Source organism: Kocuria massiliensis, assembly GCF_900169715.1.
In the GTDB taxonomy this organism is placed as follows: Bacteria; Actinomycetota; Actinomycetes; order Actinomycetales; family Micrococcaceae; genus Rothia; species Rothia massiliensis.
This window is the reverse complement of the sequence record NZ_LT835161.1, coordinates 104,566-131,171: the sequence shown is the minus strand read 5'-3', so window position 1 is coordinate 131,171 and position 26,606 is coordinate 104,566. Positions and strand designations below refer to the sequence as shown.

Annotated in this window: 20 protein-coding genes and 1 pseudogene; 12 read left to right on the top strand and 9 right to left on the bottom strand. The window is 62.8% G+C overall.

Going from position 1 to position 26,606, the window contains the following annotated elements; all coding sequences use genetic code 11:
• Positions 1 to 102 precede the first annotated feature (102 nt).
• A complete protein-coding gene (gene bla, locus B9Y51_RS04880; RefSeq protein WP_158088254.1) occupies positions 103 to 1,038 on the top strand; it encodes a class A beta-lactamase in 936 nt (311 codons plus the stop codon).
• 96 nt (positions 1,039 to 1,134) lie between these two features.
• Entirely contained in the window at positions 1,135 to 1,911 is a 777-nt protein-coding gene (locus tag B9Y51_RS04875; RefSeq protein WP_085529000.1) for a VC0807 family protein, read from the top strand.
• Here the strand turns inward: B9Y51_RS04875 and B9Y51_RS04870 are convergent.
• The 8 genes from B9Y51_RS04870 to B9Y51_RS04840 all read right to left on the bottom strand — a co-directional run bounded on the left by B9Y51_RS04870 (position 1,902) and on the right by B9Y51_RS04840 (position 10,085).
• Positions 1,902 to 3,107: a hydroxymethylglutaryl-CoA synthase gene (locus B9Y51_RS04870; RefSeq protein ID WP_245826072.1), complete on the bottom strand. Its 1,206-nt coding sequence runs from the start codon at positions 3,105 to 3,107 to the stop codon at positions 1,902 to 1,904. The two genes, B9Y51_RS04875 and B9Y51_RS04870, sit on opposite strands and share 10 nt — an antisense overlap.
• Complete coding sequence (locus B9Y51_RS04865) at positions 3,108 to 4,154, bottom strand: hydroxymethylglutaryl-CoA reductase (RefSeq protein WP_085528999.1); 1,047 nt, start codon at positions 4,152 to 4,154, stop codon at positions 3,108 to 3,110.
• A gap of 18 nt (positions 4,155 to 4,172) precedes the next feature.
• Complete coding sequence (locus tag B9Y51_RS11330; protein ID WP_245826071.1) at positions 4,173 to 4,493, bottom strand: hypothetical protein; 321 nt, start codon at positions 4,491 to 4,493, stop codon at positions 4,173 to 4,175.
• A gap of 48 nt (positions 4,494 to 4,541) precedes the next feature.
• Positions 4,542 to 5,321 (bottom strand): beta/alpha barrel domain-containing protein, encoded by a 780-nt coding sequence (locus B9Y51_RS04860; protein WP_245826070.1) that lies wholly within the window; start codon positions 5,319 to 5,321, stop codon positions 4,542 to 4,544.
• Positions 5,318 to 6,448, bottom strand: coding sequence for a phosphomevalonate kinase (locus tag B9Y51_RS04855; RefSeq protein WP_085528998.1), 1,131 nt, complete (start codon positions 6,446 to 6,448; stop codon positions 5,318 to 5,320). Before B9Y51_RS04855 ends, B9Y51_RS04860 begins: the two co-directional genes overlap by 4 nt.
• The gene (gene mvaD / locus B9Y51_RS04850) at positions 6,445 to 7,437 is read right to left on the bottom strand and encodes a diphosphomevalonate decarboxylase (RefSeq protein ID WP_085528997.1); all 993 of its coding nucleotides are present in this window, start codon (positions 7,435 to 7,437) and stop codon (positions 6,445 to 6,447) included. Before mvaD ends, B9Y51_RS04855 begins: the two co-directional genes overlap by 4 nt.
• Complete coding sequence (mvk, locus tag B9Y51_RS04845; protein WP_158088253.1) at positions 7,434 to 8,378, bottom strand: mevalonate kinase; 945 nt, start codon at positions 8,376 to 8,378, stop codon at positions 7,434 to 7,436. The genes mvaD and mvk overlap by 4 nt, the downstream gene beginning before the upstream one ends.
• A gap of 348 nt (positions 8,379 to 8,726) precedes the next feature.
• The gene (locus B9Y51_RS04840; protein WP_085528995.1) at positions 8,727 to 10,085 is read right to left on the bottom strand and encodes a gluconate:H+ symporter; all 1,359 of its coding nucleotides are present in this window, start codon (positions 10,083 to 10,085) and stop codon (positions 8,727 to 8,729) included.
• A gap of 168 nt (positions 10,086 to 10,253) precedes the next feature.
• On the opposite strand from B9Y51_RS04840, the gene B9Y51_RS04835 reads away from it, so the two are divergent.
• From B9Y51_RS04835 to B9Y51_RS04785, 10 genes and pseudogenes are all read left to right on the top strand, one after another.
• Positions 10,254 to 11,147, top strand: a complete 894-nt coding sequence (locus tag B9Y51_RS04835) for a LysR family transcriptional regulator (RefSeq protein ID WP_085528994.1) — start codon at positions 10,254 to 10,256, stop codon at positions 11,145 to 11,147.
• A 121-nt stretch (positions 11,148 to 11,268) separates the two neighbouring features.
• Positions 11,269 to 12,216, top strand: a complete 948-nt coding sequence (gene kdgD, locus B9Y51_RS04830; RefSeq protein ID WP_085528993.1) for a 5-dehydro-4-deoxyglucarate dehydratase — start codon at positions 11,269 to 11,271, stop codon at positions 12,214 to 12,216.
• Positions 12,213 to 13,784, top strand: a complete 1,572-nt coding sequence (locus B9Y51_RS04825) for an aldehyde dehydrogenase (NADP(+)) (RefSeq protein WP_085528992.1) — start codon at positions 12,213 to 12,215, stop codon at positions 13,782 to 13,784. The genes kdgD and B9Y51_RS04825 overlap by 4 nt, the downstream gene beginning before the upstream one ends.
• Before the next feature lie 21 nt (positions 13,785 to 13,805).
• Positions 13,806 to 15,151: pseudogene (locus B9Y51_RS04820) on the top strand (enolase C-terminal domain-like protein).
• 8 nt (positions 15,152 to 15,159) lie between these two features.
• A complete protein-coding gene (locus B9Y51_RS04815) occupies positions 15,160 to 16,293 on the top strand; it encodes an L-talarate/galactarate dehydratase (RefSeq protein ID WP_245826069.1) in 1,134 nt (377 codons plus the stop codon).
• A 335-nt stretch (positions 16,294 to 16,628) separates the two neighbouring features.
• Entirely contained in the window at positions 16,629 to 18,005 is a 1,377-nt protein-coding gene (locus B9Y51_RS04810; protein ID WP_245826068.1) for a lytic polysaccharide monooxygenase, read from the top strand.
• Positions 18,006 to 18,522: 517 nt separating this feature from the next.
• Positions 18,523 to 19,179 (top strand): C39 family peptidase, encoded by a 657-nt coding sequence (locus B9Y51_RS04805; RefSeq protein WP_048683168.1) that lies wholly within the window; start codon positions 18,523 to 18,525, stop codon positions 19,177 to 19,179.
• A gap of 97 nt (positions 19,180 to 19,276) precedes the next feature.
• The gene (gene lplB, locus B9Y51_RS04800; protein ID WP_048683170.1) at positions 19,277 to 20,347 is read left to right on the top strand and encodes a lipoate-protein ligase small subunit; all 1,071 of its coding nucleotides are present in this window, start codon (positions 19,277 to 19,279) and stop codon (positions 20,345 to 20,347) included.
• Positions 20,348 to 20,480: 133 nt separating this feature from the next.
• Positions 20,481 to 22,073 (top strand): M48 family metallopeptidase, encoded by a 1,593-nt coding sequence (locus tag B9Y51_RS04795; RefSeq protein ID WP_143468005.1) that lies wholly within the window; start codon positions 20,481 to 20,483, stop codon positions 22,071 to 22,073.
• A 752-nt stretch (positions 22,074 to 22,825) separates the two neighbouring features.
• Positions 22,826 to 24,535, top strand: a complete 1,710-nt coding sequence (locus B9Y51_RS04785; protein ID WP_085528988.1) for an ATP-binding cassette domain-containing protein — start codon at positions 22,826 to 22,828, stop codon at positions 24,533 to 24,535.
• Here B9Y51_RS04785 and B9Y51_RS04780 read toward each other — a convergent pair.
• A complete protein-coding gene (locus B9Y51_RS04780; protein WP_085528987.1) occupies positions 24,532 to 26,505 on the bottom strand; it encodes a glycoside hydrolase family 15 protein in 1,974 nt (657 codons plus the stop codon). The two genes, B9Y51_RS04785 and B9Y51_RS04780, sit on opposite strands and share 4 nt — an antisense overlap.
• Between the last annotated feature and the right edge of the window lie 101 nt (positions 26,506 to 26,606).

The window sequence follows — 26,606 nt, the reverse complement described above, 5'->3', positions numbered from 1 at the left end:
GGGCGGCTCCCACGGGAGTCCGCCCGTCAGATTCTCGGAGCATGGGTTGCTACCCTGTGACTTCATCACTTGCATCTCTTCGCCAGAACGGAAAGAGATTCCTTGACTTCCTCACCTCGTCGCCAGCACCTCCCGGGACGCTCCACCTCCCGCCGCAGCCTCCTCGCTGGGGCCACGGCACTCATCCCGCTGGCATACGCCGGCACCACGTCGGCCTCGGCGTACAACCCGACGGAGAATTCCCACCGCCTCGATGCGGCACAGAAGCTCCGCGACCTCGAAACGCGGCTCGACGGCCGCATTGGCGTCCACGCGATCAACACCGGGACCCAGGTTCGCTTCGGTTATCGGTCCACCGAGCGGTTCCTCTTCTGCTCGGTCGGAAAGGTCCTCGCGGTCTCAGCGATCCTCCATCGCGCCGCAAGCGACTCGACGCTATTGACCCGCCACATACCCATCGCCGCCGACGATATTCTCGCCTACGCCCCCGTCACGAGCCAGCACGTGGGCGGTTCCATGAGCGTGGAAGACCTCTGCCACGCAGCGATCACGGTCAGCGACAATACCGCCGCGAATCTACTCGTCGAGGTGTGTGGAGGCCCGAGCGCGGTGACGGAATTTGTGCGCGGAGCGGGCGACGTCGTCACGCGCGTGGATCGTACCGAACCGACCCTGAACGATGCCGATGCAGACCTGGACACCACCACCCCGTCGGCCTTCTGCACCACCTTGGGAAACCTCGCCCTGGAGTCGGTGCTGACCCCCGAGCATCGGTTGCGCCTGACGACGTGGCTAAAAGCAAATACCACCGGAGCCGATCAGATTCGCGCCGGGGTGCCCGACGGCGTGACGGTGGGCGATAAGACCGGGGCCGGATCACACGGTGAGTCCAACGACGTCGCGGTCTTGTGGCCTACGAAGGGGTCACCGGTGATTCTCTCGATCTTCACGGTTTCAAGCCACACTCAAGACACCGCCCTACAGAAGGAAGCCATCGCGGAGGCGACCCGCATCGTCACCCCGATCGTTCTGGGCTAATACGGCGCGGGCCGTGGGGGTGTCATGACACTTGTCATGGGCAGATCATGACTTTCGATAGATGTACCCGCCTCGAAACGCGACCATGCTGGGGATATGGACATCACGAACGTCGCCCCACGTGACATCGAGTATTCGACCCCAAAACCGACGGAACAACCAACCCCGGGAACCTCATCGCACGATGCCGCCGAGGGCGCGAAGAAGCCCCCGCGCTTCTCCGTCCGCAACAACCTCTTCATGTGGGCGCTGACGGCCGCCGAAATCGTCGCGTCGATACTGGTGGTGCAATGGGTGACCTCCCACGGCGGCACGGAATTCGCGGCATACCTGTGGTCTATGCTTCCGCCGTTGGTGGGCGGGGTCATCTACTGGGCCAAGACTCGCGTCCTCGGAGGGGCATCACTGGCGATCCTGGTCTTCAATCTGCTTTCCGCGGGGGTCGCGTTGCTCGGAAGCCACGACGCGAAAGTCCTGCTGTACAAGGATTGTTTCGTGACGGGGATCATCGCCGTGATCTTCGCGGCCAGCACGGTGGTCGGTAAGCCCGTGACGTACTGGTACGGCCAACGATTCGCGACGGGAGGCACCCCCGAGGGCCTCGCCTGGTGGCGAGACCTATGGGCGAATGTCCCCGGATTTCGCAAGCTCCAGCGTCAGGTGTGCCTCGTTTGGGCCGCGATCCTCATGATCGAAGCCGGTTCTAAGGCCTTCGCGATTTCCCAGAATTCCTTCGACAACGCCTATGTGTGGACGCAGGTTCTGCCCATCGCCGCCATCGTGCTCGGAATGGTCATGACCATGAGGATGGTCCGGCGTACGTTGGCTCGAGTCCGCAGTACGCCGGCCTCCTCGGACCGTTCCTACCGGTAGAGCCGCGACCCTTCGCTCACGCCCTCGAAGCGGAACGGCCCCTGGGTCTCGCGCTCGGTGCGATAGTTGTCCAGCGGCTGCACCAAGGTTCCCGGGTGCAGTACTCGGTACCGGTCGTAACCGATCGGCACGCGGGCATCCAAGATCGCCTGATGCTCTTGAGCCCGCAGATGCTTGCGGTATCCGGGCTGGATGATGCCGGTAAAGAACTCCGCGACGGCGCCAGAACCGTAGGAGAAGAAGCCCACGCGCTGGCCTTCAAGGTCCTTCTCAGAGTCCAGCAACGCCAGGAACCCCAAGAAGATCGAGGCGGAGTAGCTGTTGCCGAGCTGCTTGTTGTAGCCGAATGTCGGTTCCAGGGCCTGGGCCGCCTCGGGCTTATCCAGGGGAACACCGGCTTCCCGGGTCAGCCGCATGTGGGCCTTGACCGCCATCTTCGTGAACGGCTGATGATAACAGAACCAGTCGATCTCGTCGAAGTCGACGCCGTCGTGGTCCCGGTAATCGTGCCACGCGCCCACCAAGGCGTCCATGTACGCACCGACAGAGAACTTGCCGTCCACCAACGCCGTGTTTCGGAAATTCGGACGCCAGAAATCCTGAACGTCGCTCGTGTACACGCCCTGCGAGGACTCGATGGCCAAAATGTCCGGGGAGGCCTGGACCAGGAAGGCGACGGCGGCCGCACCCTGGGTCGGTTCTCCAGAAGTGTCGATGTCGTAGCGCGCGACGTCGGCGGCGATCACCAGAACCTTTTCCTTCGGATTCCGGGCCACGAGCCCCAGGGCCATCTGCAAGGCACCAATCGCCCCGTAGCACGCCATTTTGGTCTCGATCGTGCGGATTTCGCGCGGCAACTTCAGGAGCCCGTGCACGTACACGCCCGCCGACTTGGACTGGTCGATTCCCGACTCGGTCGCAAACAGGAGCGTGCGGATGCCCTCGGTGCCGTTCCGTTCAATGATGCGCTGGGCCGCCGCGGCACCCATCGTCACGATGTCTTCGTCCGAGGCCGGGATGCTCATCGTCTCCTGTCCGATACCGACGTAGAACTTATTGACGTCAATCTCGTGCTGGTCGGCCAAGTTCTTCAGATCGAAGCTGTAGTGACCGGTCGCGAAGGCGATGTCTTGGATACCCGCGGTGGGCACGCCGGCTTCCTCGCCGGCCTGCTCATGATTCGTGTGAGTGCTCAACTATCGATTCCTTTCGATCTTGACGTGAGCCTCCATGAGCTCACCGGGGTTGGTCTGTGCGGCCAACAGGGACAGTTCCCCGCAGAATACCGAGGCGGCGCACAAAACCGCTAGCCGTTGGGCGTTGAGGCCGGGTTCGCGGTCCTCACGGCAGCCCAATCGACGCAGGCCGTCCTCGACGATCTCGAGCCCGGCCCCCTTTCCGTTACCCACGGTACCCACGATCAGATTCGGCAGGTTGCAGGCGAAGTAGAGATCTGCGTCGCGGACCTCGGCGGTGGTGATGCCTTGGGAGCCTTCGACGATATTCGCCGCGTCCTGTCCGGTCGCCAGGTAAAACGCGAGGAGCATGTTGGCGTAGTGGGCGTTCGCCGAACGAAGCCCGCCGGCGAGGTTGGTACCGACCAAGTTTTTGCGTGTGTTCAGGTCAGCGATGCGTTCCGGGGTGGACTTCAAGAATCGCCGAACGACGTCGCGCGGGATCAACATCTCGGTGACCACGTTTTTACCGCGGCCCAGGATGCCGTTGACCGCCGTCGGCTTCTTGTCCGAACAGAAATTCCCGGAGATCGAGCCGTACCGAAGCTCGGGGTATTCCTGGAGGATCCACGGCATGAGATTATCCGCGGCGAGCGTGACCATGTTGTGCCCCGACGCATCGCCGGTCGTGAAGTCAAAGCGCACAAACAAGAGATTGCCGGCGTACTGGAAGTGCAGGTCAATGAGTCGCGCAAAGCGGGAGGCCCCTGCCACGACGGCTTGAAGGTCGTCGCGCCGGGAATCCAACTCCTGGGCTACCCGGTACGCTGCGCCGGCGTCAGGTGCCTCGAAATAGACCGACCGCGTCATGCGATCGTCCACGAGGGTCGCCCGGATGCCGCCTTCCACCAGGCGGGAGATTTTGGAGCCGCGTTTGACCGAGGGCCACAACGGGGTTTCGTAGGTCGCCAAAGGGACCTCGACCTCTTCACCGTCGACCACGTTGCCGCTCAAACGGATCGGGCCAATCCACTGGGTCGGGATGGGGGTCTGGAAAGGTTCGTGCATTCTTCCTCCGGTCATGGTCTAATGTGCCGTCCGCGCGGCTGCCCGCCGGTTCGCCAACGACGAGGGATGGACGCCGCGCAGCTGGGCCGCGTGCGCCAGTTCGCCGCTGATCAACACGTCCGTGGTCCGGAGGTCCGCTGTAGTGCGGGCCCCGAACATCGCGTACATTTCGTGCAGCCGCTCTTGCCAGTCAGTGATCTGGGCGATGAGTCGGCGTGTGCCATCGGCACCGGCATCCAGGCCAGCTTCTCCGAGGACGGTGTGTAAGAACGTTCCCGCAACACCCACGGCACGGGCACCCAAGGCCAATCCGCGGACGACGTCGTAGGGGTGACGCACGCCCCCCGAGGCCGGCCGCAGCCGCCCGGCATCTCGACTCGGCCGGGTTCACTGCGCGGCGATATCCGCGAACTCTCCATGGGTCGCGGCGTCGAGCAGGGAAGCGGGGGCCGACTGGCCGAAATCGGCGAGGAAGGCGTAGTCCTTTCCAGCTCGGCGTTCATTCTCGACCCGGGCAAAATTGGTTCCGCCGTTTCCCGCGGCATCGGCGATCTCCACGCCTAAGGTGCCGAGCTGCGCGATCGTTTCGCGGGACAAGCCGAAGCCGACCTCCTTGACGACCACGGGAACGGGAAGGCTCTCCACGAGCGCGGCGATATTGTCGCTCCAGGCGCCAAAACCTCGGGACCCTTCAGGCATGACCGTCTCTTGAACGGAATTGATGTGAATCTGCAGCGCGTCGGCTTCCATGGCCTCAACGACGCGGTGCGCCGCGTCGGGTGTGGCGTCCGCGCTGAGGTTAGCCATCACAAATCCGTTGGGGTTCTTGTCCCGAAGCACGCGGAATGTCGGAAGCACAGATTCGTCGCGGAGATAGATGCTCATCGAGCCCGTGGCAATCGCGATGCCCGTCTCAGCGGCTGCCTCCGCGAGGGCCGCGTTGACTTTCCCGGTGGTCTCGGTTCCGCCCGTCATGCCGTTGATATAGAACGGCAAGGACCACTCGATCCCGCGGGGAAGAGACGTCGCGATGCTGACCTGATCCACGTCGATGCCTGCCAGGCCGTGGTGTACGAGCCGGACGTCGTCCCACTCGGTGTGCGACGGCGCCTCTCGCTGCTGGGCCGCGGCGTAGTTCAGATGGTCGTCTTTGCGGCTTCGAATCATGCGGCGTCCCTCGGGTTGGTGGAGCGGGCGTTTTCGGTATAGGTCGTGAGTCCTCGAGAAGATACGCGAAGGTCCAGGGGGCGAATATGGGCACGTTCCCAGGCACGGTCCAGGCTGGTGGACGGTGTACCGGCGGGGGCAATGGCCATGCCGCAATCCCCACCCCCAGATCCGGAAGACTTGGCCCACCAACCCACGGATAACGCGGCTTCGACGAGCGCCGTTAATTCCTGGGTTTCGATCACGGTGCCTCGTTGTTCGGCCAATTCTCCCAAAATCGCCCGAGCCTCGGCCACGATAGTTCCGATGTCAGACACGTTTCCGGTGGTCAGAGCCTTGCTGAAGGCTTCAACTCGAGAATCGCTGCGCGCCAAGAGCTCGGCCGGGATCGGTGCCTTCTGACGCATTTTTCCCACGAGTTCCGGGGTGTCGGCGGGTTCTCCGGTCCATCCCACACGGACGTCCAGCGGCGAAACGTCGAGGAGACCGTCGGGCCCATCGAGCCGCTGCAGACTAAGACCGGGCCACGGAATTGACAAGAGCTCTTCGACGCCGCGCTCTGTCGACGCGGCAGCCAGCCAGTCACGGTCAGGGGAGGAGTACGAAACCCAGCCACCCAGGCAGCTCGCGGCAAGGTCCCCGCCCGAGGTCGTGCGGGTGACCTGAACGGTCGCGATCATGGCCAGCCGGTACAACTGCTCCGGGGTCAGGTCCATCTCGTATACCCGCCCTATGGCACCCACGGCGGCCGCCGTCACGGCCCCCGAAGATCCCAATCCGAACTTCGCGCCCGTTGTGGCGTCGTCGAGCCCGCTGCTGACGTGAAGTTCATAGTGTTGCGGCTCGATCCCACGTTCACGACGCAGGGCCTCAACCGTCTGCAATGCGGCGATGAGGTAGCGGAAAAATCCCGCGACGTCGTCGTCAATCTCCAAGACATCGCCACGATGCCGCCACACCAGGGAGGATGAGCTGGCGGTCGAGCGCAAGGCTCCTTCGCGCGGTGCAGGAAGCACCTCGACGCGCACGTGCCGGTCGACGGCGATGAGAACCGCACGGTGACCAGGTTCGACCACCGCATATTCGCCCAGGACGTAGAGCTTGCCCGGCGCCTCGGAGACGATCATTCGCCCTCCGTGAGGTACGCCCCCGGCCCCGAGCGGGCGGCGATGAGGTCAAGGTCCGGGAACCGGACGGCGAAGGCGGCGCGGGTACGTTCCAGGTCGTCTTCACGGCACAGAATCGCAACGTTGGGGCCGGCGTCGGCGGTTGCGTACACTTCCAGGCCGTCCTCGCGCAGTTCGGCGGCGGCGTCGAAGAGAGCCACCGACGTGGGCGCGAGATATCGGATGGCCGGTCGAGTTCCATTGATCGCCGCGTGCATGCGCAAGGCGTTGGATTCGGTCAACTCTCCGACGCGTGTGTAGTCGCCAGCGGTGAGTGCGGCCTGCATGTCGTCGAGGTCTGCCGTCGTGCCCGAGACCCATCCGTCAAAGAACGGGGAAGATTCCGCGGTGAGTTTCATGGCGACGCGCGAAGAGATCGATTTCTGGGCTGCCGAAACCACGGCGATAACCATCGCGAGCCGTGGCCCGGGCACCTGTTCCGCGTACGACGTCGCGTCGGCGGCATGGCCCTCACCGTCGCCAGCGTGCCACACCGCGAGGTCCGCGATCACCGAACGGCAGGCCGAACCGGAACCGCGTCGGGCCAATCGGGAGAGGGCCGTGGTGTCCGTGGGAAGGCCATAGGCGGAGCTGGCGGCCGTCGCTAGTGCGGCAAAACCCGATGCGCTCGAGGCGAGGCCTGCGCCGGTAGGCACGGAGTTTCGGGACTCAACGTGAGCGTAGGTAGCCTGACCCGACCTCTCCCGGACGATGTCCAAAAAGGAACGAACCCGCTCGAGGGCATTTCCGGTGACCTCTTCCTCGTTGAGGATCAGGCGGTCGTTCGTGAGCTCCGGGTCGAGCCGCACGCTGGTGCGCGTCGGAAAGACGTCGAGGGTCAGGGAAAGACTTCCCGTGCAGGGAAGCACCAGGTCGTGATCGCGCTTGCCCCAGTACTTGATGAGGGCCAGGTTCGGGTGGGCGACGGCGGTCGCGTGCGGCGAGGTCACTTCTCGAACTCCTCAGGGTTCAGAATCCAGGTTTGGAGGGCTCCGGCCTGCTCCATGCTTCGCGCGAGATCTTGCCCGTGTTGAGCATCACGTGCGAGGGCTATGATGCATCCGCCACGGCCTCCGCCGGTCAGCTTGGCACCGAGGGCACCTGCTTCACGAGCGGAATACACCAATTGGTCGAGATGCGGACTCGACACGGACAACGAGCGCAAGGCTTCGTGTACCTCGTTCATGCGCCGGCCCAGCGTGGCTCGCTCATCCTTGAGCAAGTTCTCGCGTGCCGCGACGGTGTGATCACGAATGGTCGCGAAGTATCCGGCCACTTCTTCCGGATTGGTGCGCATCATGGCCGTCACCGCACCCACGGCGGAGTGGGTGTCGCCGGGTTGCCCGGAATCGGCCACCACGATGGGCGCACCGAGGTTCACCTCGATGTTTTCGGCCTGCCCGTCTTGGAACCAGATCGGCGATCGGCTGAGCACGGTGTACGCATCGAGCCCGGACGGATTGCCGTGGGCCACTCGCTCGCCGGTTTGCACCAGGCTGTGGCGCACGGGACGGGAGAGGTCATCGCCGGTGAGATCGGCGATCGCGTTGACGATACTTGCAGCGCCCGCGGCGCTGGATCCTAAGCCCCGTTCCAAGGGGAAGTCTCCGATGCAGGTGACGTGCAGGTTCCGAGGCTCACGGCCGATGAGGTCCAGGGTCGCGATGATCGTCGCTCGCAAGGGCGCCAGCATCGGCGGCGCACTGGCGAGGGGCCCATCGTAAATGTCGACGGTGAGCCACAGGGGTCCTGGCGACGGCGTCGCCGTGGCAGTCAGGCCAACCTGAGGCAGGGGGAAGGCGATGGCCGGATGGCCATGCACCACCGCATGCTCACCGAAGAGAATGACCTTCCCCCAGGCAACCGACTGGCCGACAGTCGAGGCCTGCAAGGATTCATCCTCTTTCAACTTGTGCAAAATTCAGTACTCCGATGGACCAGGAATAGATACTTTCCGAGACGGGTCAAGCATATTCCGTGTTCCCCAAGAGTCACATTTGCGTGACCTCGGTACGAGCCCCGACGCGGACCTCGGTGGTTGACGGTGACATACGGAGCCGTCCTGGCTGGTCCCCACCGCGACGGGTCGACGTCGTCGTCGATGGGCGACCTGGCGCGGCTCTGTTCAGGATATCGAACTTCGGCAGAGACGGGCTCCATGATTCCCGCGAGATCGGCTCAACCCACACGACGCGTGGCCGTTCTCATAGTCCTCAATGTCCCGATGAGGCCGTATCGCCTAGGCCGGGACCACGAGGTTCAACAACAACACCCCACCGAGGCCCAGGACGGAGAGAACCGTGGTGTAGGTGGTGCGAGCCCGGATTGTCTCCATCACACTGAGGTTGAAGTATTCCTTGAACATCCAGAACCCGGGGTCGTTGACGTGACTCACGGCAATCGATCCACACGCCGTCGCCAGGACCATGAGCTCCGGCGACACCCCACTTGAGGCCACCAGCGGAGCAGCAATGCCTGCCGCCGTCGTCACGGCGACCGACGCCGAACCGAGAGCCACACGAAGAATCACGGCGGTCACCCAGACCAGGATGATCGGGTGAACGGGCCAGCCCGAGGTCATATCTGCGATGTACTGAGCAATACCCGTCGAGACGAGGACTTCCTTGAACGCGCCACCGCCGGCGATCACCATGATGATCATGGCCATGGCTCGCGCGGATTCCGACATCGACGTCGCCACCTCGGCCAGCGGGCGGCCGCTCATCGGCCCGAACACCACGATCGCCACCAAGAGCGTAATGAGGAGCGCCACCATCGGAGAACCCACAAACGTCACCACTTTCATGAGGGTGCCTTCGGGGCCGACCATGATGAAGATTTCGGCTCCCGCGATCATGATGACGGGCAGCAACGCCACGAGGAGCGAACGGCCCATGCTCGGCATCTCATGGTCCTCGAACTGCTTATCCGAGATCATGCCCTGAGGGATACTCGGATTCATCTTCTTGACGAAAGCCAGGCGCGGCCACAGCATCGCAACCAGCGCGCCCGCCGGCACCGCAATGAACAAGCCGTATAGGAGCGCCAAACCGGGCGAGGCTTCGTAGATGCCTGCCGCGGCCGTGGGGCCGGGGTGAGGAGGCAGAAAAGAATGCATCGTGGACAGCGAGATCGACATCGGCAGGCCAACCCAGAGCAGATTCGTTCGGGTCGCACGAACCAAGGTGAAGGCGATCGGGACCACGATCACGAAGGCCGCCTCGTAGAACATCGTCACGCCGATGAGCATCGAGGTGATGACCATGGCCCATTGGACGCGCTTCTCACCCAAAACATCGACCACTCGGAGAGCTATGCGCTGCGCAGCGCCGGCGTCACCCAGAATGCGGCCAATCATGGCACCGAGACCGATCACCGCAAGGGTCTCTTCAAGCTGACCCCCGATGCCGGATCCGATGATCTTGGGAATATCGGCGATCGTGGCCGGTTTGTCCTCCAGCGTCAGCATTCCCGTGGCGGCACCCCAGCTTGCGACGAGCACCGAGACGACCAGCAACGAGACGAATCCGTTGAGTTTGAACCTCGTCATCAAGACGAGCAAGAGGGCCACGGCCAGCGCGACAATAAAGAGGGGCATCGGTTTCTCCTTCGAACCCAGAATGGCGGGAACAGATTCGCGACGCCCCACAAAAGGTTCGCCGTGTCCTGCTTCACATCGACTGAGCCTATGAGCCATGTTTCAATATTGTCTATAACTAGGTTTGCATTTTGTAATACCTAATCTGCATCAATCGTTTGGGGGCGCATGTACACCTTTGACCAGCTACGATGCTTCATCGCCGTCGCAGACCATCTGCACTTCGGACGGGCAGCCGAAGAACTCGCCATGACGCAGCCGCCTCTCAGCCGGCAGATCCAAAAGCTCGAGAAGTCGGTGGGCACCCAATTGATCGCGAGAACTCACCGAAGGGTCCAGCTCACCCCGGCGGGCCAGGCATTTTTACAACAGGCTCGTATTGTCCTCGAGTCAGCTCAACGGGCTGGGGAATTTGCCGTTGAAGCATCCAGGGGTCGACAAGGGCACTTGAGTCTGGGATTCACGGCGGCGGCCGGTTATACCGTCCTTGGTCCATTACTGTCGCTCGTCCACGAACACATGCCGGCGGTCGGCGTCGAGCTCCACGAAATGGTCACCGCCCAACAGCTCGAGGGGCTCAACGATGGCCGCATCGACATCGGCCTGGGTCGCCTCGCCACACCCCCAGAGTCGTACACCGCGACCTTGCTTCATTCCGAGGGCCTTGTACTGGCCGCACCCGAGGGGCATCAGCTCCTGTCCCAACGCCATCTTCACCGAGAAGATGTCGAAGGGCATCCCATGATCATGCACTCACCGCAGGGTGCCCGATACTTTTATGACCTCGTCATCAAGAACTTCACGATCAACCATGCAGACGTCTCGCATTCCCTCAATCAAGTAGCCACCATGATCAGCTTGGTCGCCGCGGGCCACGGCATTGCCCTGGTCCCCCACTCGGCCTCAAAGCTCAGCATCCCCGGGGTGCAATACCGGGCCTTCGACGACCTTCGCAAGGACTTGGTGGAGCTCCACGTCATCACCTCGCAAGAGTCCATGGGACCCACCGCTCGGAGGCTCAGCTCGATTCTCAGAGAATTCCCCGAAGGTTTGAGTCTCTGACGGAGGAAACTCAATTCATGCTTTATCAGTATCAATACATGCAGAATATAACTTAGACAGGTATGAGACCTGGCTCATAGACTCCGAATAGTCTCAGTCACTTGACCACTAAGGAGTCCACATGGCCCGGTATTCCCCACGGGAGTTGGCAACGCACCTCAAAGACGGGCTGCTCTCATTCCCCGTGACGGCCTTTCGCGCCGACGGCGAGCTCGATGAATCCGCCTACCGCCAACACATCGAATGGCAGTCAGCACATGGAGTCACCGGCCTTTTTGCGGCCGGTGGAACCGGCGAGGGATTCAGCTTGACCCCCGAAGAGAACGCGACGGTGACCGGTTGGGCCGTCGAGACCAGCAGGCCCGAGGTTCCGGTGCTCGGCTCGGCATCGGGTTCGACCCGCCAGGCCATCGAATGCGCGCGAGGCGCGGAAAAGGCCGGGGCCGAAGGCATTTTGCTCCTACCGCCATACCTGACCGAATGTAGCCAAGAGGGACTGCTCGCGCATGCCTCCGCGGTGTGCGCATCCGTCAACATTGCCGTGATCGCGTACAACAGGGCGAACGCGATCTACAGCGCCGAAACCGTTGCCACGCTGGCCGAACGCCACCCCAACTTCGTCGGCTTCAAGGACGCGGTCGGAGACATCGAGCACCTCGCCAAGGTGACCGCCCTCAATGGCGATCGGTTGTTCTACCTCGGTGGCCTGCCCACCGCCGAGACCTATGCGCTGCCCCTCCTCCAGATGGGGATGAGCACCTACTCTTCCGCGATCTTCAATTTTGCGCCCGAGTTCGCTCTGGCCTTCTACCGGGATGTGCGGCGTCAGGACGGCGCCGCGGTCCAAGAGAAACTGCGCCGATTCATCCTCCCCTACCTGGACATCCGGGATCGCGGCCGGGGATACGGCGTATCGATCATCAAGGCAGGCCTTCGGGCAGTGGGCCGGGATGCCGGTCCAGTCCGGCCTCCCCTCAACGATCTGCCCGCCGCCGACTTCGAGGACCTACAACGCCTCATCGAAACATCGGGCGTCGCCAAATCACTCACGAAAGGTGCGACTCAATGACCATCACTCTCGCTGGAACATCCCTCATCAACGGCCGGTCCACACCGGGTGCCGGCGCAACGACCCGCGCCATTAACCCCGCAACCGAAGAACCCCTCGAACCCGCATATTCGCTGGTCGACGCGGCCCAGTTGGACGAGGCGACCTCGGCCGCCGAAGAGGCCTTTCCCAGCTACAGCGCCCTGCCCCCGACGAAACGTGCCGATTTCCTCGACGCGGTCGCCGCGGGAATCGAGGACGCTAGGGAAGCCATCGTCGATCGGGCACGCTCAGAGACAGGGTTAACCGAGGCTCGACTCAACGGCGAGGTTTCGCGAACCGCCGGGCAGCTGCGTCTGTTTGCCACCGTTGTGCGCTCCGGTTCGCACCACCGCGTTCGGGTTGACCCCGCGCTCCCTGACCGCTCGCCAGCCCCGCGTGTGGACATCAGGCAACGCATGATCCCACTCGGCCCGGTCGCGGTCTTCGGGGCCAGCAATTTCCCCCTCGCATTCTCAACGGCCGGAGGCGACACGGCGTCGGCCCTCGCCGCGGGGTGCCCCGTGGTTTTCAAAGCGCACAACGCACATCCAGGAACCGCGGAGCTCGTCGGTCGGGCAATCATCGACGCCGCCGAGGCCCACGGCATTCACCCCGGGGTCTTCTCCCTGGTCTACGGCACCGGAGCCGAGATCGGTCAACGTTTAGTCGCCGACCCGGCGATCCACGCCGTCGGCTTCACGGGCTCGCGATCCGGTGGCCTGGCCATCGCGAGAACCGCCTTCGAACGGGAGACGCCGATCCCGGTATACGCCGAGATGAGCTCGATCAACCCGGTCTTCGTTTTCCCTGGCGCGTTGGACAATCCCCAGCCGCTTGCGGAGGCATTTGTCGGCTCGGTGACGGGTTCCGCCGGGCAGCTGTGCACCGAACCGGGAATCATCTTCGTCCCCGAAGGCTCGGCGGGTGACGACTTCCTCGCGGCCGCCGCCAGCGGCATCGATCAGTCGGTCGGACAGACCATGCTGACCCCGTCGATCGCCCGCTCCTGGCACGACGGCGTCGATCGCTTGGCCGCCCAGAACGGTGTGACCATCGCGGCCCGAGGAACGGACGGCGAGGGCCTGAACGCCCCCGGACCGGTGCTCTTTGAGGCCGACCTGGATACCTTCCTGACCAATGGCAACCTTCAGCAGGAGATCTTCGGGGCGACCTCGCTCGTCATCCGGTACTCCTCCCCGGATCGGTTGGCGGAAGCCGCCGCAGGCCTCGAGGGACAGTTGACCGCGACGATCCACGCCGCGGCCTCCGACCACAGCGACGTCGTCTCGCTGCTCCCCCGCCTCGAAGGCATTGCCGGACGAATTCTCTACGGCGGTTGGCCGACCGGTGTCGAAGTAGGCCACGCGATGGTCCACGGCGGGCCTTTCCCCGCCACCAGCGACTCCCGCACGACGTCGGTCGGAACGCTCGCGATCGAACGATTCCTCCGGCCCGTCGCCTACCAGTCCTTCCCGCAAGATCTCCTGCCGGAACCGACCCGAGACGACAACCCCTGGAACGCCGCCCAGTCCATCGACGGTCAGTAGCCCGGAGAAAACGAGGAACGCATGTCTACGAACACCCAACCGACCATTGACAAGATTGAGGTCGTGCCGGTCGCCGGTCACGACTCGATGCTGCTCAACCTCTCCGGCGCTCACGCGCCGTTCTTTACCCGCAACATCGTGCTGCTGACCGACAGCGATGGCCGCATTGGCCTGGGCGAGGTGCCTGGCGGCGAACCGATTCGCTCGACCATCGAGCAGGCCACCCAGCTCCTCATCGGGCAACCTGTGTCCCGCTACAAAACCCTGTTGCGCCACGTCTCACAGCGGTTTGCGGCCCAGGATGTTGCCGGGCGCGGAAACCAGACCTTCGACCAGCGCGTCACCATTCACGCGGTCACGGCGCTCGAGTCCGCTCTGCTCGACGTGACCGGACAGCGCCTCGATGTCCCCGTGGCCGAGCTCCTGGGCGATGGCCAACAGCGCGAGAGCGTCCCCATGCTCGGATATCTCTTCTACGTCGGCGATCCCGATCGCACCGACCTTCCCTATCTCCGGGAGCCGGATGCCAACGGGTGGGACCGCATTCGTCGCGAGGAAGCCGTGACCCCGGAAGCCGTCGTGCGCTTGGCTCAGGCAGCCCACGAGAAATACGGATTCAAAGACTTCAAGCTCAAGGGCGGAGCCCTGGCCGGAGAGGATGAGGTCGAGACCATTAAGGCTCTCAGCCGAGAGTTTCCCGACGCCCGCATCACGTTGGATCCCAACGGGGGTTGGCTGCTCGAGGAAGCGATCCGGTACGGACGCGAAATGGCTGGCCACATCGCCTACGCCGAGGATCCCTGCGGAGCGGAGGGACGCTTTTCCGGGCGCGAGGTCATGGCGGAATTCCGCCGGGCCACCGGTCTCAAGACCGCAACCAACATGATCGCGACCGACTGGCGGGAAATGGCCCACGCCATTCGCGAGGCGTCCGTGGACATTCCACTGGCCGATCCGCATTTCTGGACGATGTCCGGCTCGACCCGCGTCGCGCAGCTCTGCCACGACTTCGGACTGACGTGGGGATCCCACTCGAATAATCACTTCGATATTTCCCTGGCGATGTTCACGCACGTCGGCGCGGCGGCGCCCGGCAACATCACCGCCTTGGATACGCACTGGATCTGGCAGGACGGCCAACCCCTCACCGAAAAGCCATTGGAGATCCGTGACGGTCAGATCGAGGTTCCTCGCGAATCCGGCTTGGGCATCCGCATCGACCGCGAGCGCCTCGAGGAAGCTCACTCGAGGAAGCTCATCAGCTCTATCTCGAGCACGGCCTGGGTACCCGTGACGACGCCGTGGCCATGCAATACCTCGTCCCTGGCTGGACCTTCGACCCCAAATGCCCCGCCCTGGCCCACTAGGAGAAACCGTGAATACCACCCCCGATTCCATCCGCCACGTCGCACTCTCCACCGTCCGGCTCCCATTGGCCGTCCCCATTTCGGATGCCAAGGTTTTCACGGGCCGGCAGAAGCCCATGACCGAGGTCATTTTTCTGTTCGCTGAGATCACCACGGCACAGGGCCACGAGGGTATCGGCTTCAGCTACTCCAAACGCGCCGGCGGTCCGGCACAGTACGCCCACGCCCGGGAAGTGGCCGAGGGCCTGATCGGCCACGATCCGTCGGACATCGCCAAGATCTACACCCAGTTGCTCTGGGCAGGCGCTTCCGTGGGGAGATCCGGCGTCGCCACGCAGGCTCTCGCCGCGATCGACGTCGCCCTGCACGATCTCAAGGCAAAACGCGCGGGGCTCCCTCTGGCCAAATTGTTGGGAAGCCACCGCGACTCGGTGCGGACCTATAACACCTCCGGCGGGTTCCTCAACGCTTCGATCGAAGAGGTCAAAGACAACGCCACCCGGTCCCTAGAGGCCGGAATCGGCGGGATCAAGATCAAGGTGGGCCTTCCGGACACCGCGGAAGACCTTCGTCGCGTAGCTGCGGTGCGCGAGCACATCGGGCCCGACGTTCCCCTCATGGTGGACGCAAATCAGCAGTGGGACCGCACGACGGCCCTCCGCATGGGCCGTGCCCTGGAGGAATTCGACCTGACGTGGATCGAGGAGCCCCTGGACGCCTACGACGTCGAAGGCCACGCCCGCCTCACCCGATCCCTCGATACCCCCATCGCGACCGGCGAGATGCTGGCTTCCGTCGCGGAACACGAGCGGCTGATTGACGAGCGCGCCTGCGACATCATTCAGCCAGATTGCCCGCGGGTCGGGGGAATTACGCAATTCACCCGCCTGCTGACTCTGGCTGACCGTGCCGGTTTGGATCTGGCGCCGCATTTCGCGATGGAAATCCACCTTCATCTGGCTGCCACCTATCCGCGGGAGCCCTGGGTCGAGCACTTCGACTGGCTCGACCCTCTGTTCAACGAGACCCTCGAGACCCGTGACGGTCGCATGATCCTGCCGGAGCGCCCCGGGTTGGGAGTCACCTTCAGCGATCAAGCGAGGGCTTGGACCACCGACGCCGTGGAATTCGGAATTCGGTAGACCAATACATCCCATAACTCCTCAAGTGCGGGGGCCGCCTATTCCGGGCGGCCCCCGTTCTGCGTTACCGGGCGGCCCGCGGTCAATACGGCAGTGGTGATGTACTAATTTTTATCAATATTTGTTCGAATTTACGGAGATATTCACGGATCGTTCCAGAGCAAAACCTTATAGCTTTAAATTTTGAGATAGCGTGGGGTGACCGATGGCAAGACATTTATATGTCTTCTGGCGATTCACAGGCCTCATTCCTGGGGAAACTGTGCACCCTTCTCGGGGTCGGCAGCTGGAACTCGCCAGGCCTCTTTTCGTCTCGTCTCAGAAACAGGAACACAGTGAAGAAATCCACACCTTTCTCCGCCGCCGCCCTGGCCGGCATTCTCGTCGTGGGCGGATCAGCCGCCGCACATGCCCACGGGTATATCGGAAATTCGAAGTCCGACGTCGTCGCCCGGGCCGCTATGACGTCCAACACCAACCTCGGGGCGGTGCAATACGAACCCCAGTCCATCGAGGCACCCAAGGGCTTCAGCCTCGACCCGTCGACCGGTGGCCCAGCCGACGGCAAGCTCGCCTCCGCGGGTACGTCCCTCGCCAAGAACTTGGACGAGCAGTCTCCCGAGCGTTGGCACGAAAACGAGGTCAACGTCGGCCAAAATCTGAATCTCGGCTGGAAATACACCGCCAAACATCCGACCTCGAAGTGGCATTACTACATCACCAAGAACGGCTGGGACCAGAACGCCCCGCTCACCCGATCGGAGCTACAGCCCCTCGCGACGGTCGACCATGACGGCTCTCTTCCCACCGACGACACGGCCCACCAGATGAAACTCCCCGAAGACCACACGGGCGACCACGTCATTTACGCGGTATGGGACGTAGCGGACACCTCGAACGCCTTTTACAACACCGTTGATATCCACATCAATGGCGATGCGAAGCCCGAAGATCCGGACACCGAGGCCCCCTCAGCACCGGGGAATCTGCACACCGAGACCGTCACATCACAGGGTGTTGACCTCGCTTGGGATGCCTCCCAGGACAATATGGACGTCGACCACTACGACATCCGGCGCCGCACCCCCGGTGGAGATTTCGCCAAGGTGGGATCCGTTGCGGGAACCTCCTTCAAGGACAAGGATCTGACGGCTTCCACCGAGTATGAGTACCAGGTGACCGCCGTGGACGCTGCGGGGAATTCCTCCGATCCGAGTTCAACGAAGGCCACCACCAAGGCCGAGGACGCCAACCCCGGCCCCGACACCGAGGCCCCAGAAGCGCCCAGCCACGCACATTCGATGGAAACGACGCCTCACTCCGTGGACCTCATGTGGAGCCCGGCCGATGACAATGTCGGCGTCGACCACTACGAGGTGCAGCGGGCGACGAACGGAGAGCCTTTCGAGACGGTTGGCACCACGTCATCGACCTCGCTTCTGGACGACGGCCTGACCGCATCGACTAGCTACGACTATCGGGTCATCGCCGTCGACGCGGCCGGAAACCGCTCGGACGCCAGCGACGTCTTCACCATCCGTACGCACGACGAATCGGAGCCCGACCTCAAGGCGTGGTCACCCACCGCGGCCTACACCAAGGGCGACCGCGTCACTCACGACGGATCAACCTACGAGGCCGTGCAGGATTACCAGGGCAAGGGTGACCCCACCTGGATCAACTCGCAGTCCCTGTGGAAGAAGATCGACTAGCTTCCGGGCGACCTGCCACCGTTCGATGCTCCATCGCGGTCCTCGAACGGTGGCGGGTCGCGGCCCCGCCACGGACGCGAGACCTCCTCGCCGACAGTCCGAACGGCCCCCTCATGATTGCCACGGTCCTGGCAAGAGAATCCTTGATTCATCAAGTATTGAATTTTTGCGATGGTATCCGTCGCCCGAAAATACGTAAATAGCTCCTCGCATTTTTACATCGTGAAATTTTCGTAAACCGCGACACACTGCACCTTCACAAGCGGCAATCATCCACTGGTACTAATTCTTTATGGCGCTCGATCGCCACCAGAATAGCGCTCTAACATACCCACGGCCCATCTGGTTATATATTCCATCGAGGCACCTTCCGGGCGGGATCCCATACAAAATTGAGATTAAGCGCCACAACGGTGATGACCAGATTTTTTAGAGGAATCGTTGACCTCCCATTGCGGGAATTCATAACGTTTTTGTTGTCCGAGGCACACCAAAACAACTGATAAAGGAGTCAAGGATGACCTCGATCAAGAACAAGCTCATTGCAGGTACCGCCGCCGCATTTGTGGCGACCGGTGCGATTGCGGGCACGGCCACCGCCGCGACCGCAGCACCCCAGAGCGATGGCGTTCAGGTGCAGGAGGCTGCCCAGAAGGAACACAAGTTCCAGTACATCAGCCAGGTTCAGGGACAGGATACGCAGTACTATGACTGCGCCCAGGCTTCGATGCTGATGGCCATCCTGCAGAACGGCGGCGACTTGCCGAGCAAGTACAGCGACTCGGATCAGTCCGCGGCCATGTCGCAGCTTCGCGCTGAAGCCGGCGGCGGGACCGGAAATATTCAGAGCAGCGCAATCCCCGGCGTCTTGAGCAACCACGGCGTTAAGGGCACCGAATACGTCAACGGCAATGCCTCCAAGGTGATCGACCAGATCAAGGACGGCAAGCAGGCCATCATTCTGACTCAGACCGGTGTGATCTCCGGCGAGGATGCCAACCCGGGTTACGGCCACTTCGTCTACGTCTCGGACTACAACAAGGACAAGGGCACCTTCACGGTCAATGACCCGCTGCAGAAGTCCAAGAAGTCCTACCAGGCCACCAAGGCAAACATGGACGCGATCATCAACAACCCCGCCCAAGGCAACACCCCCTGGGCCTACGCGGTCTAATGAATTGACCGTTCAGCGGTTCGCGCACGACGCCGGCGTTCGGAGCTTTCCGGACGCCGGCGTCGTCATGTTTTCCCACGCTGACTAGTCTGAAGTCATGGCTGAGCAAAAATTTCACGCAGAACACAAGGTATCCGGCGGCAAGCTGGTGGTCGCGGATATCGCCACAGACGGCGAGCGCATCACCGAGGCCAAGATTTCTGGTGACTTCTTCCTCGAGCCTGAGGAGGCGTTCTTCGAGATCGCACCGGCACTCGTCGGTTCATCCGTGAACGACGACGGCACCACCCTGACGGCACGGCTCAACGCGGCCCTCGCACCATTTGGGGACGAACTCAACCTCCACGGGTTCTCCACCGACGACGTCGCCCTTGTGGTCCGCCGAGCCGTCACCGACGCCCGAGACTTCGGGGACTTCGAGTGGACCATCATGAGGCCCGGCCCCCTCCCGACGAATCTCAACGTCGCCCTGGACCAGTACCTTCTGGACGAAGTTGCGGCAGGTCGCAGGGGTCCGACAGTCCGTTTTTGGGACTGGAATGACAAGGCCACGGTCATCGGCTCCTTCCAGTCGTACGTCAACGAGCTCCATCCCGAGGGGATCGCGAAGCACGGCATTGACGTGGTGCGTCGAATTTCCGGGGGCGGGGCGATGTTCATGGAGGGCGGCAACTGCGTGACCTACTCGCTCTATGCTCCGGAATCCCTCGTGGCGGGGCTGAGCTACGAGCAGTCGTACGTATTTCTCGACCAATGGGTCCTTCAGTCGCTCAGCCAACTGGGTGTGAATGCTTGGTATAAACCGATCAACGACATCACCTCCTCCGGCGGAAAGATCGGAGGGGCCGCCCAGAAGCGGGTTCGCGGCGCGATCTTGCATCACGTGACGATGTCCTACGACATTGATGCCGACAAGATGACCGAGGTCTTGCGTATCGGTAAGGCCAAGATTTCCGATAAGGGCATCCGGAGCGCCAAGAAGCGCGTCGATCCACTCCGTCGACAGACCGGTGAAAGTCGCGAAACGATCATCCACACCATGATTGAGACCTTCCAGGCGCGGACGGGTGCAGCTTGGGACGAGCTGACGCCAGCTGACTTAGAGGCCGGCCGGCGCTTGGTGAAGGAGAAATTCGGCACCGAAGAGTGGACGCATCGTGTCCCGTGACGTGCCGGGTTATTGTCCACAAGCCCACGGAATGACGCGGTTTTAAGGCCCACGCTGAGTAAGCTAGTGAAGCGCCCATCAGCATCTTGATGGGATCCGAGATCCGTTCGACGAACCACATCTGAGGAATCCGATGACCCAGAATCCCCACGGGCCGCAACGCGGTAATCCGCAGTTTGGCCACGATGCACACACGTACGGCGCCCCGGGAACTCACCGTCCCGAGGAATCGATTCCTCCTCAGCCGCTCGCCGACGACGTCAGCAATGGTTGGATACCCGAGGATTCTCGGCAGAAGGCTCATAGCCCGCTTCCTCAACCAACGCTATTTTCGCCCCAGTCCCTCCTCGACGAAGGACTCCGTAAGAAACTCCGTCACCCGGGGGAACTCCCGTGGCTGATCGTCGGTATTTGCTTCACGTTCGCGGCGTACACCTTCGCGTTCTGGGTGCTTTTCATCCGGACCTTCATGCCGATGATGACGACGCCCACGAGCTACGCGGAAGCCGATACGGCGTCGACCATTGATCAGCTCTTGGCGATCCTCTGCATCTTGCCGATCATCATCTTCTTTAGCCGCGGCATGCTTTACGGACAAATGCGCCTGACCGGCGTGCGCATCACGCCGACGCAGTTCCCCGAGGCCTACAAGATGCTCGTCGAGGCCGCTCGCGCTCACGGGTTGCGCAGGGTTCCGGACGCGTACGTCGTCTTGGGTAACGGCATGATCAACGCTTTCGCTTCGGGTCACGGTCATCGCCGTTTCGTGGCGATTTACTCGGACCTCTTCGAAATTGGTGGCGAGGCACGAGACCCCGATGCGTTGCGCTTCATCATCGGCCACGAGGTGGGCCACATCGCCGCGGGCCATGTCTCGTACTTCCGACTGCTGGGCATTTCAGCGTTCCAGAACGTTCCGTTCCTGTCCTCGATCCTGTCACGTGCCCAGGAATACACCGCAGATAACTTTGGCTTCCGCTACTGCCCGTCAGGTGCCGAGGGAACCATCCGCACGCTGTCTGCCGGTAAGTACCTGAACAAGGAGGTCAACTTTCAGGAGTTGGCCGACCGCGCCGTTTACGAGCGCGGCCTGTTCACGTGGCTGGCCAACCTCAATATGTCGCACCCGGCCACCACCTGGCGCGCCCACGCCCTCCGCGATCGCACCCGTCCGGGCCGTCTCATTTGGCGGCCGCGGACCAATCCGGAGAACACTCCGTTGTCCATGGTTCCCGCCGCCGAAGCCGCGGCCTTGTGGCCGGATCCCCTGCAGGGCACCTCCTTCATCTCGAACTACCCGGAGAAGGCGGAGAACCAGCACTGGGGCGTGAACATCGTGGAAGACAAGGCCAATACCGAGAAGCGCGACCGGAAGATTCCGGACCTGTTGGACATCCAATGGGCTGGCCCAGGACGCCGCGGATTCCCGGGAACCAACGGCCCGCAGGGACCTGGTTCACATGGCGGGCCCCAGAACTTCGGCCCACAGGGCGGCGGTCCTCACGGAGATGCCCCCTTCGACGGCAATCCATCGAAGCAAGCTGATGGTGGCCAGAGTTGGTCCTCTTCGCATCAAGACGGCCCGTCGTCATCTGACGGTCAGACTTTCCGTGGATCTCACGGAGCGCAGAGTGGCTACGGCATCAACCCGGATCGCACCCGGGGCAGTTATGGCATTGATCCCGAGCCTCGGGAAGGCGACGAGAATTCGTCCACCAAGGACTAGCTCTCGCTCCATAGGGAAAACGGCCGGATACCTCGCTGAGGGGTATCCGGCCGTTCAGTTTCTGCAGCAACCGGGTCGGCCCACGCGACTCGACGTCGGCTGCCAAGAGGACCGTCGCGGCAAGTGGGGCGCTGGCCCTGGCCGGGTACGGGGGCGGTTGCCGGGTTAGGCGGGGCGGAAACCGGGTACGGCGGCGGTTACCCAATTCGGGGGCGCGCACCGCCGTTAGGTGGCGGTCTAGCCACCACCTAACTGGGTTAATCGCCTCCAATGACGGGAACCACCACCAAACAGCACTGCTTTGCCACCCGAAAAATGGCGATAAGTGACGGTAAGGGCCACGCATACGGGTAACCGCCACCTGAGAGGCGTTTTCCGCCGTCGTCCTACTGGGTAACCACCCCTTAAGAGCCCGATTCCGCCATCCCCACCGACGACGGCGCCCACTCCAACCGGGTAACCGCCCCCCCTGAGAGCCGGATTCCGCCGGCAAGTAGCCCACTTCCGCCCTCGTCCAACCGGTTACCGCCCCGAATCGGGCAATCGCCCCACCCGATCCACCGTCCGCCCCGATCAAAAGCCCCCCGGCCGCCAACCACCACCCAAGAGCCCACAAACAGCTCCTGTGCTACGGTGGACGCGTTTCTGTCGCCGAACATGGGATCCTTCGTGAAGAGTGCATTCGTCTCCGCCATCAGCTGAGTGAGACGCCGCGTCCGCTCAGCCGCCATTCACGCTGAGAAGGATGCATCATGCCTACCCAAGTTCATATTTCTTTAACCCGTATCGGCCTGACCTGGCCTAACGGCGCCGAATGCCTCACCGACATCACCGCAACGTATGGTCCCGGACTGCACGGGGTGATCGGCTCCAACGGCTCCGGAAAATCGACCCTCGCTCGCCTGCTGACGGGGGATCTCGAACCGTCGACGGGCTTCGTTCGCGTTCCCGGCCGAGTCTCGATCCTTCGTCAGGATCTGGGGATATCCTCCTCCACCTCAGTGGCCGAGTTGCTCGGAATCGCCCAGATTCTCCACGCCATCGACGCCGTGGCCAGGGGCGACGTCGCCGTCGAAACCTTTGAAACGATCGGCTCCGACTGGGATATCGCCGAGCGGGCCGAGGCCGAATTGCACCGGGCTGGTTTGGACGACGTCGCACTCGACCGACTCGTGTCCACCCTTTCAGGCGGTCAAGCTGTACGGGCGGCACTCGTCGGTCTGAGATTGGCTCACGCAGAAGCCGTCATCTTGGACGAACCCACCAATAATCTCGACGGACCCGCGCGTGCGCAATTATTCAGTTTCCTGGAAGAGCTACGGCAAACGACTCCGACGCTGGTCATCAGCCACGACCGTGAACTCCTCAACCATTGCGCCACGATCAGCGAATTGCGTCCCGCCTCACCGCATTCGTCCGCATCGACCCTGACCCACACGCCGGGAAACCTCTCCGAGTGGGAAGAAGCCGCTGCGGCCGCCGAAGCCGTGGCCCAACGCCACCTCCGGGAGGCCGAGGCCGCATTCGCCCGGGAGAAGCGCGAGCGCATCGCCCAGCAGACGAAACAACTCAGGGATGAGCGACGCGGCAGAAAATTCCAAGAAAACCATCGCAAGCCGCCCATCGCGATGAACAACGACAAGATGGCCTCCCAAATCTCCGCAGCCAAAACCCGAGCCACGCTGGCCGCCAGGGAACAGGCCGCGCACGCGCAACTCGTCGAAGCGGAAGACTCTCTCAGAAACGATGCATCGGTGTACCTCGATCTCCCGGACACGGCGGTCGGTCACGGCTCCACGACGTTGGAATTACAACTTATCGAGGACCAACAACCGCACGACGGCGACGTTCTAGGGACCGAGGAACGCCACGTCATCGTCACGGGTTCAGAGCACGTGAGAATTGCCGGCCGCAACGGGTCTGGAAAGAGCACACTGCTGCGCACGATCGTCGAGGCCCACGGCCCAGGCCCACACCTTCCCACGGTCTACCCCGGGATGGAACGCACATATCAGGTGGTTCGGCGGATAACCCCCGTGGGGTATCTCCCGCAGAACATCGAACTCGAGCCTCACCACACGGTGCTCGACGTCGTCGCCGCTGCCAATCCTGGAGCCAAGGAACAACGATTGAGAGACGATTTAGCTCGCTTACTGTTCCGCCGTGACCGAGTATTCGCCCCCGTCCAGGAACTCTCGGGCGGTGAACGTTTCCGGGTGGCCCTGGCACGGATCCTGCTCTCCGCGCCGGCCCCGAAACTTCTCTTGCTCGACGAGCCGACGAATAACGTGGACATGGCGACCGTGGACTGGCTCGTGGGTGCCCTGGATTCATTCCACGGTTGCCTCGTCGTCGTCAGTCACGACGAGGCGTTCCTGGAACGAATCCGCGTGGATCGCACGATCGAACTCTCCCCAGCGGATCGGGGCCCGTCGGGTGGTGAAGCCTCAGACCACTCCTAGTTCATGGCTTCCAAGGCGGCGTCCACCGCAGACACCAACGCAATGTGGGCCAGAGTCTGCGGAAAATTGCCGGTCATGCGATCACCGCGCACCGAGTATTCCGCGGAGAAGAGACCGACATCGTTGGAGCGGTCCAAAACGGCGTCGAGCACGGCCCGGCCCCGCTCGACCTCACCGGCTCGGAAGTGCTGTTCCGCGAGCCACAACGACGACGCGAAGTGGGGGTTGTCTTGCCCCTCGAAGCCATCCAGGCCATCGGCGTTGCGGTACCTGTAGATGAGTTCCCCACCCGCGGCGAGCTCTTGCTCGATACGCTCCACCGTGCCGCGTAGTTCCGGGGAGTCAAATTCGACGAAACCGGTGTGGCCGATGTTCAGGAGTGCGGCATCCACGGTCGTGCCACCGTAGTACTGCACAAAGGAATTCAGTTCACGGTTGAATCCGTGGGCCCAAATCTGGTCCGCCAGACGGTCTCGGGCGGCCTCCCAGCGTTCGGCGTCGCCTGCCAGGCCATGGACCCGAACGCCTCGGATTCCCGCCTGGAGGGCTGCCCACAGCATGATCTGGGAATGCGTATATACGTGGGTCCCTCCGTGCATCTCCCAGATCCCTTGGTCCTCTTCACCCACATGTTCCACGGCCGAACCCAGCAAGGCCTGCTGAAGCGGCCAGGAGAGGTGGTCTTCGGTGTATCCCAGTCGGCGTAGCTTTTCCAGAGTGATCATGAGCTGGCCCATGGCATCTCCCTGGAGCTGCGTCGCCGCACCACTTCCCCGGCGCACGGGCGAAGAACCTTCATAGCCGGGGATCTCGATCTTGCGCTCGAAGTCATCGCTTTCGCCCGCCACGCCGTACACGTTGTGCAAGCGCGTCGGATCGTTGGCGATCGCGCGCAGTAGCCAGTTGCGCAACTGCGAGGCTTCGCGGTCGTGATCGTGCGTTATGGCCACTTCCACGGCCTGCGCGACGTCGCGCAACCAGCAGAATCGGTGGTCCCAATTGCGCTGTCCGCCCATGACTTCGGGGAGGGACGTCGTGGGCGCGGCAACGAGCCCACCGGTTTCGCGATTAATGAGCCCGCGAATCACCAGCAAGGAACGCAACCGAGCCTCGCGGTACTCCTGGAGTCGCTCCTGTTTTTCGTCGTCGACGGCGCCCATCGGTACCGCTCCGGTGGTGGCGCTGACCATCGGCATGGCCGTGGTGGTGGGCACAGGGCCGGTGCTGACCTGAACGGGTTCCGTAGGGTCATTGAACTGATCCGACCATTCGCTCCACTGATCGGCAGTGCGATGCAAGGAATCGTTAAAGTCCACGGGCGGCGGCGGGTTCCGATGGGACGCAAAGTAGGAGAGGGAGAAATCCCGCACCTGACCGGCGGAAATATCGAACTGCCCAGCATGGCAGCGATGCACCGCCTCAGGAATGGGGTCGCCTCGGTACACGAGGGCGTCGGGTCCGGCCATCGCGACGAGCATGCCTTCGTCCGGATTCGGGTAGCCGGTCTGCGGGTCCGGGGCGCCGTCGTACCTGGTCACCCACGGGACGGTGCGCCCAAAATTGAAGCGCAGGGCGAGCTCCTGGTGCATCGTGACCTCGCCCGTCAGCCCTTCGACGCGTCGGGAAATTTCGGCCCGGTTGCCCAGCGGCATGAAGTCCGTGACGCGCACGGAGCCCGTCTCGGTCACCCACACGGTGTGGAGCACGAAAGAGTTTTCCCCGTAGAAGCGTTCCGCGACGCGGGCGGCCGGTTGGTCGCCCTGAGTCGCGTCGCTATCCGCAGGAGGAAAGACTGCGGCGGCTGGGGCCATGAGCCACCGTCCGTGGTCGTCGTTGCCGAGGAGTGCGGCAAAGGCCGCCTCGGAATCGAACCTTGGCGGGCAGAACCAATCGACGGATCCCTCACGGGAAACGAGCGCGGCGGTGCTCATGTTCGTGAGCAGAGCGTAGTCCTCAATCTTTGAAGCCATGGGTCAACTCTCCCACAAAGACGGCTCCGCTTCTCTCCGACCGGGGAAGACGCCGTGTTCATCCCAGTTTTTTACACCCTTGACCAATACCCCCTGGGGGT

Coding starts and splice junctions, on each gene's coding strand:
- B9Y51_RS04865 (WP_085528999.1), bottom strand. CDS start 4,154: ATGCACGAACCTTTCCAGACCCCCATCCCGACCCAGTGGATTGGCCCG.
- B9Y51_RS04825 (WP_085528992.1), top strand. CDS start 12,213: ATGACCATCACTCTCGCTGGAACATCCCTCATCAACGGCCGGTCCACA.
- kdgD (WP_085528993.1), top strand. CDS start 11,269: ATGGCCCGGTATTCCCCACGGGAGTTGGCAACGCACCTCAAAGACGGG.
- B9Y51_RS04855 (WP_085528998.1), bottom strand. CDS start 6,448: ATGATCGTCTCCGAGGCGCCGGGCAAGCTCTACGTCCTGGGCGAATAT.
- B9Y51_RS04875 (WP_085529000.1), top strand. CDS start 1,135: ATGGACATCACGAACGTCGCCCCACGTGACATCGAGTATTCGACCCCA.
- B9Y51_RS04860 (WP_245826070.1), bottom strand. CDS start 5,321: ATGATTCGAAGCCGCAAAGACGACCATCTGAACTACGCCGCGGCCCAG.
- lplB (WP_048683170.1), top strand. CDS start 19,277: ATGGCTGAGCAAAAATTTCACGCAGAACACAAGGTATCCGGCGGCAAG.
- B9Y51_RS04805 (WP_048683168.1), top strand. CDS start 18,523: ATGACCTCGATCAAGAACAAGCTCATTGCAGGTACCGCCGCCGCATTT.
- B9Y51_RS04840 (WP_085528995.1), bottom strand. CDS start 10,085: ATGCCCCTCTTTATTGTCGCGCTGGCCGTGGCCCTCTTGCTCGTCTTG.
- B9Y51_RS04835 (WP_085528994.1), top strand. CDS start 10,254: ATGTACACCTTTGACCAGCTACGATGCTTCATCGCCGTCGCAGACCAT.
- B9Y51_RS04785 (WP_085528988.1), top strand. CDS start 22,826: ATGCCTACCCAAGTTCATATTTCTTTAACCCGTATCGGCCTGACCTGG.
- B9Y51_RS04795 (WP_143468005.1), top strand. CDS start 20,481: ATGACCCAGAATCCCCACGGGCCGCAACGCGGTAATCCGCAGTTTGGC.
- B9Y51_RS04780 (WP_085528987.1), bottom strand. CDS start 26,505: ATGGCTTCAAAGATTGAGGACTACGCTCTGCTCACGAACATGAGCACC.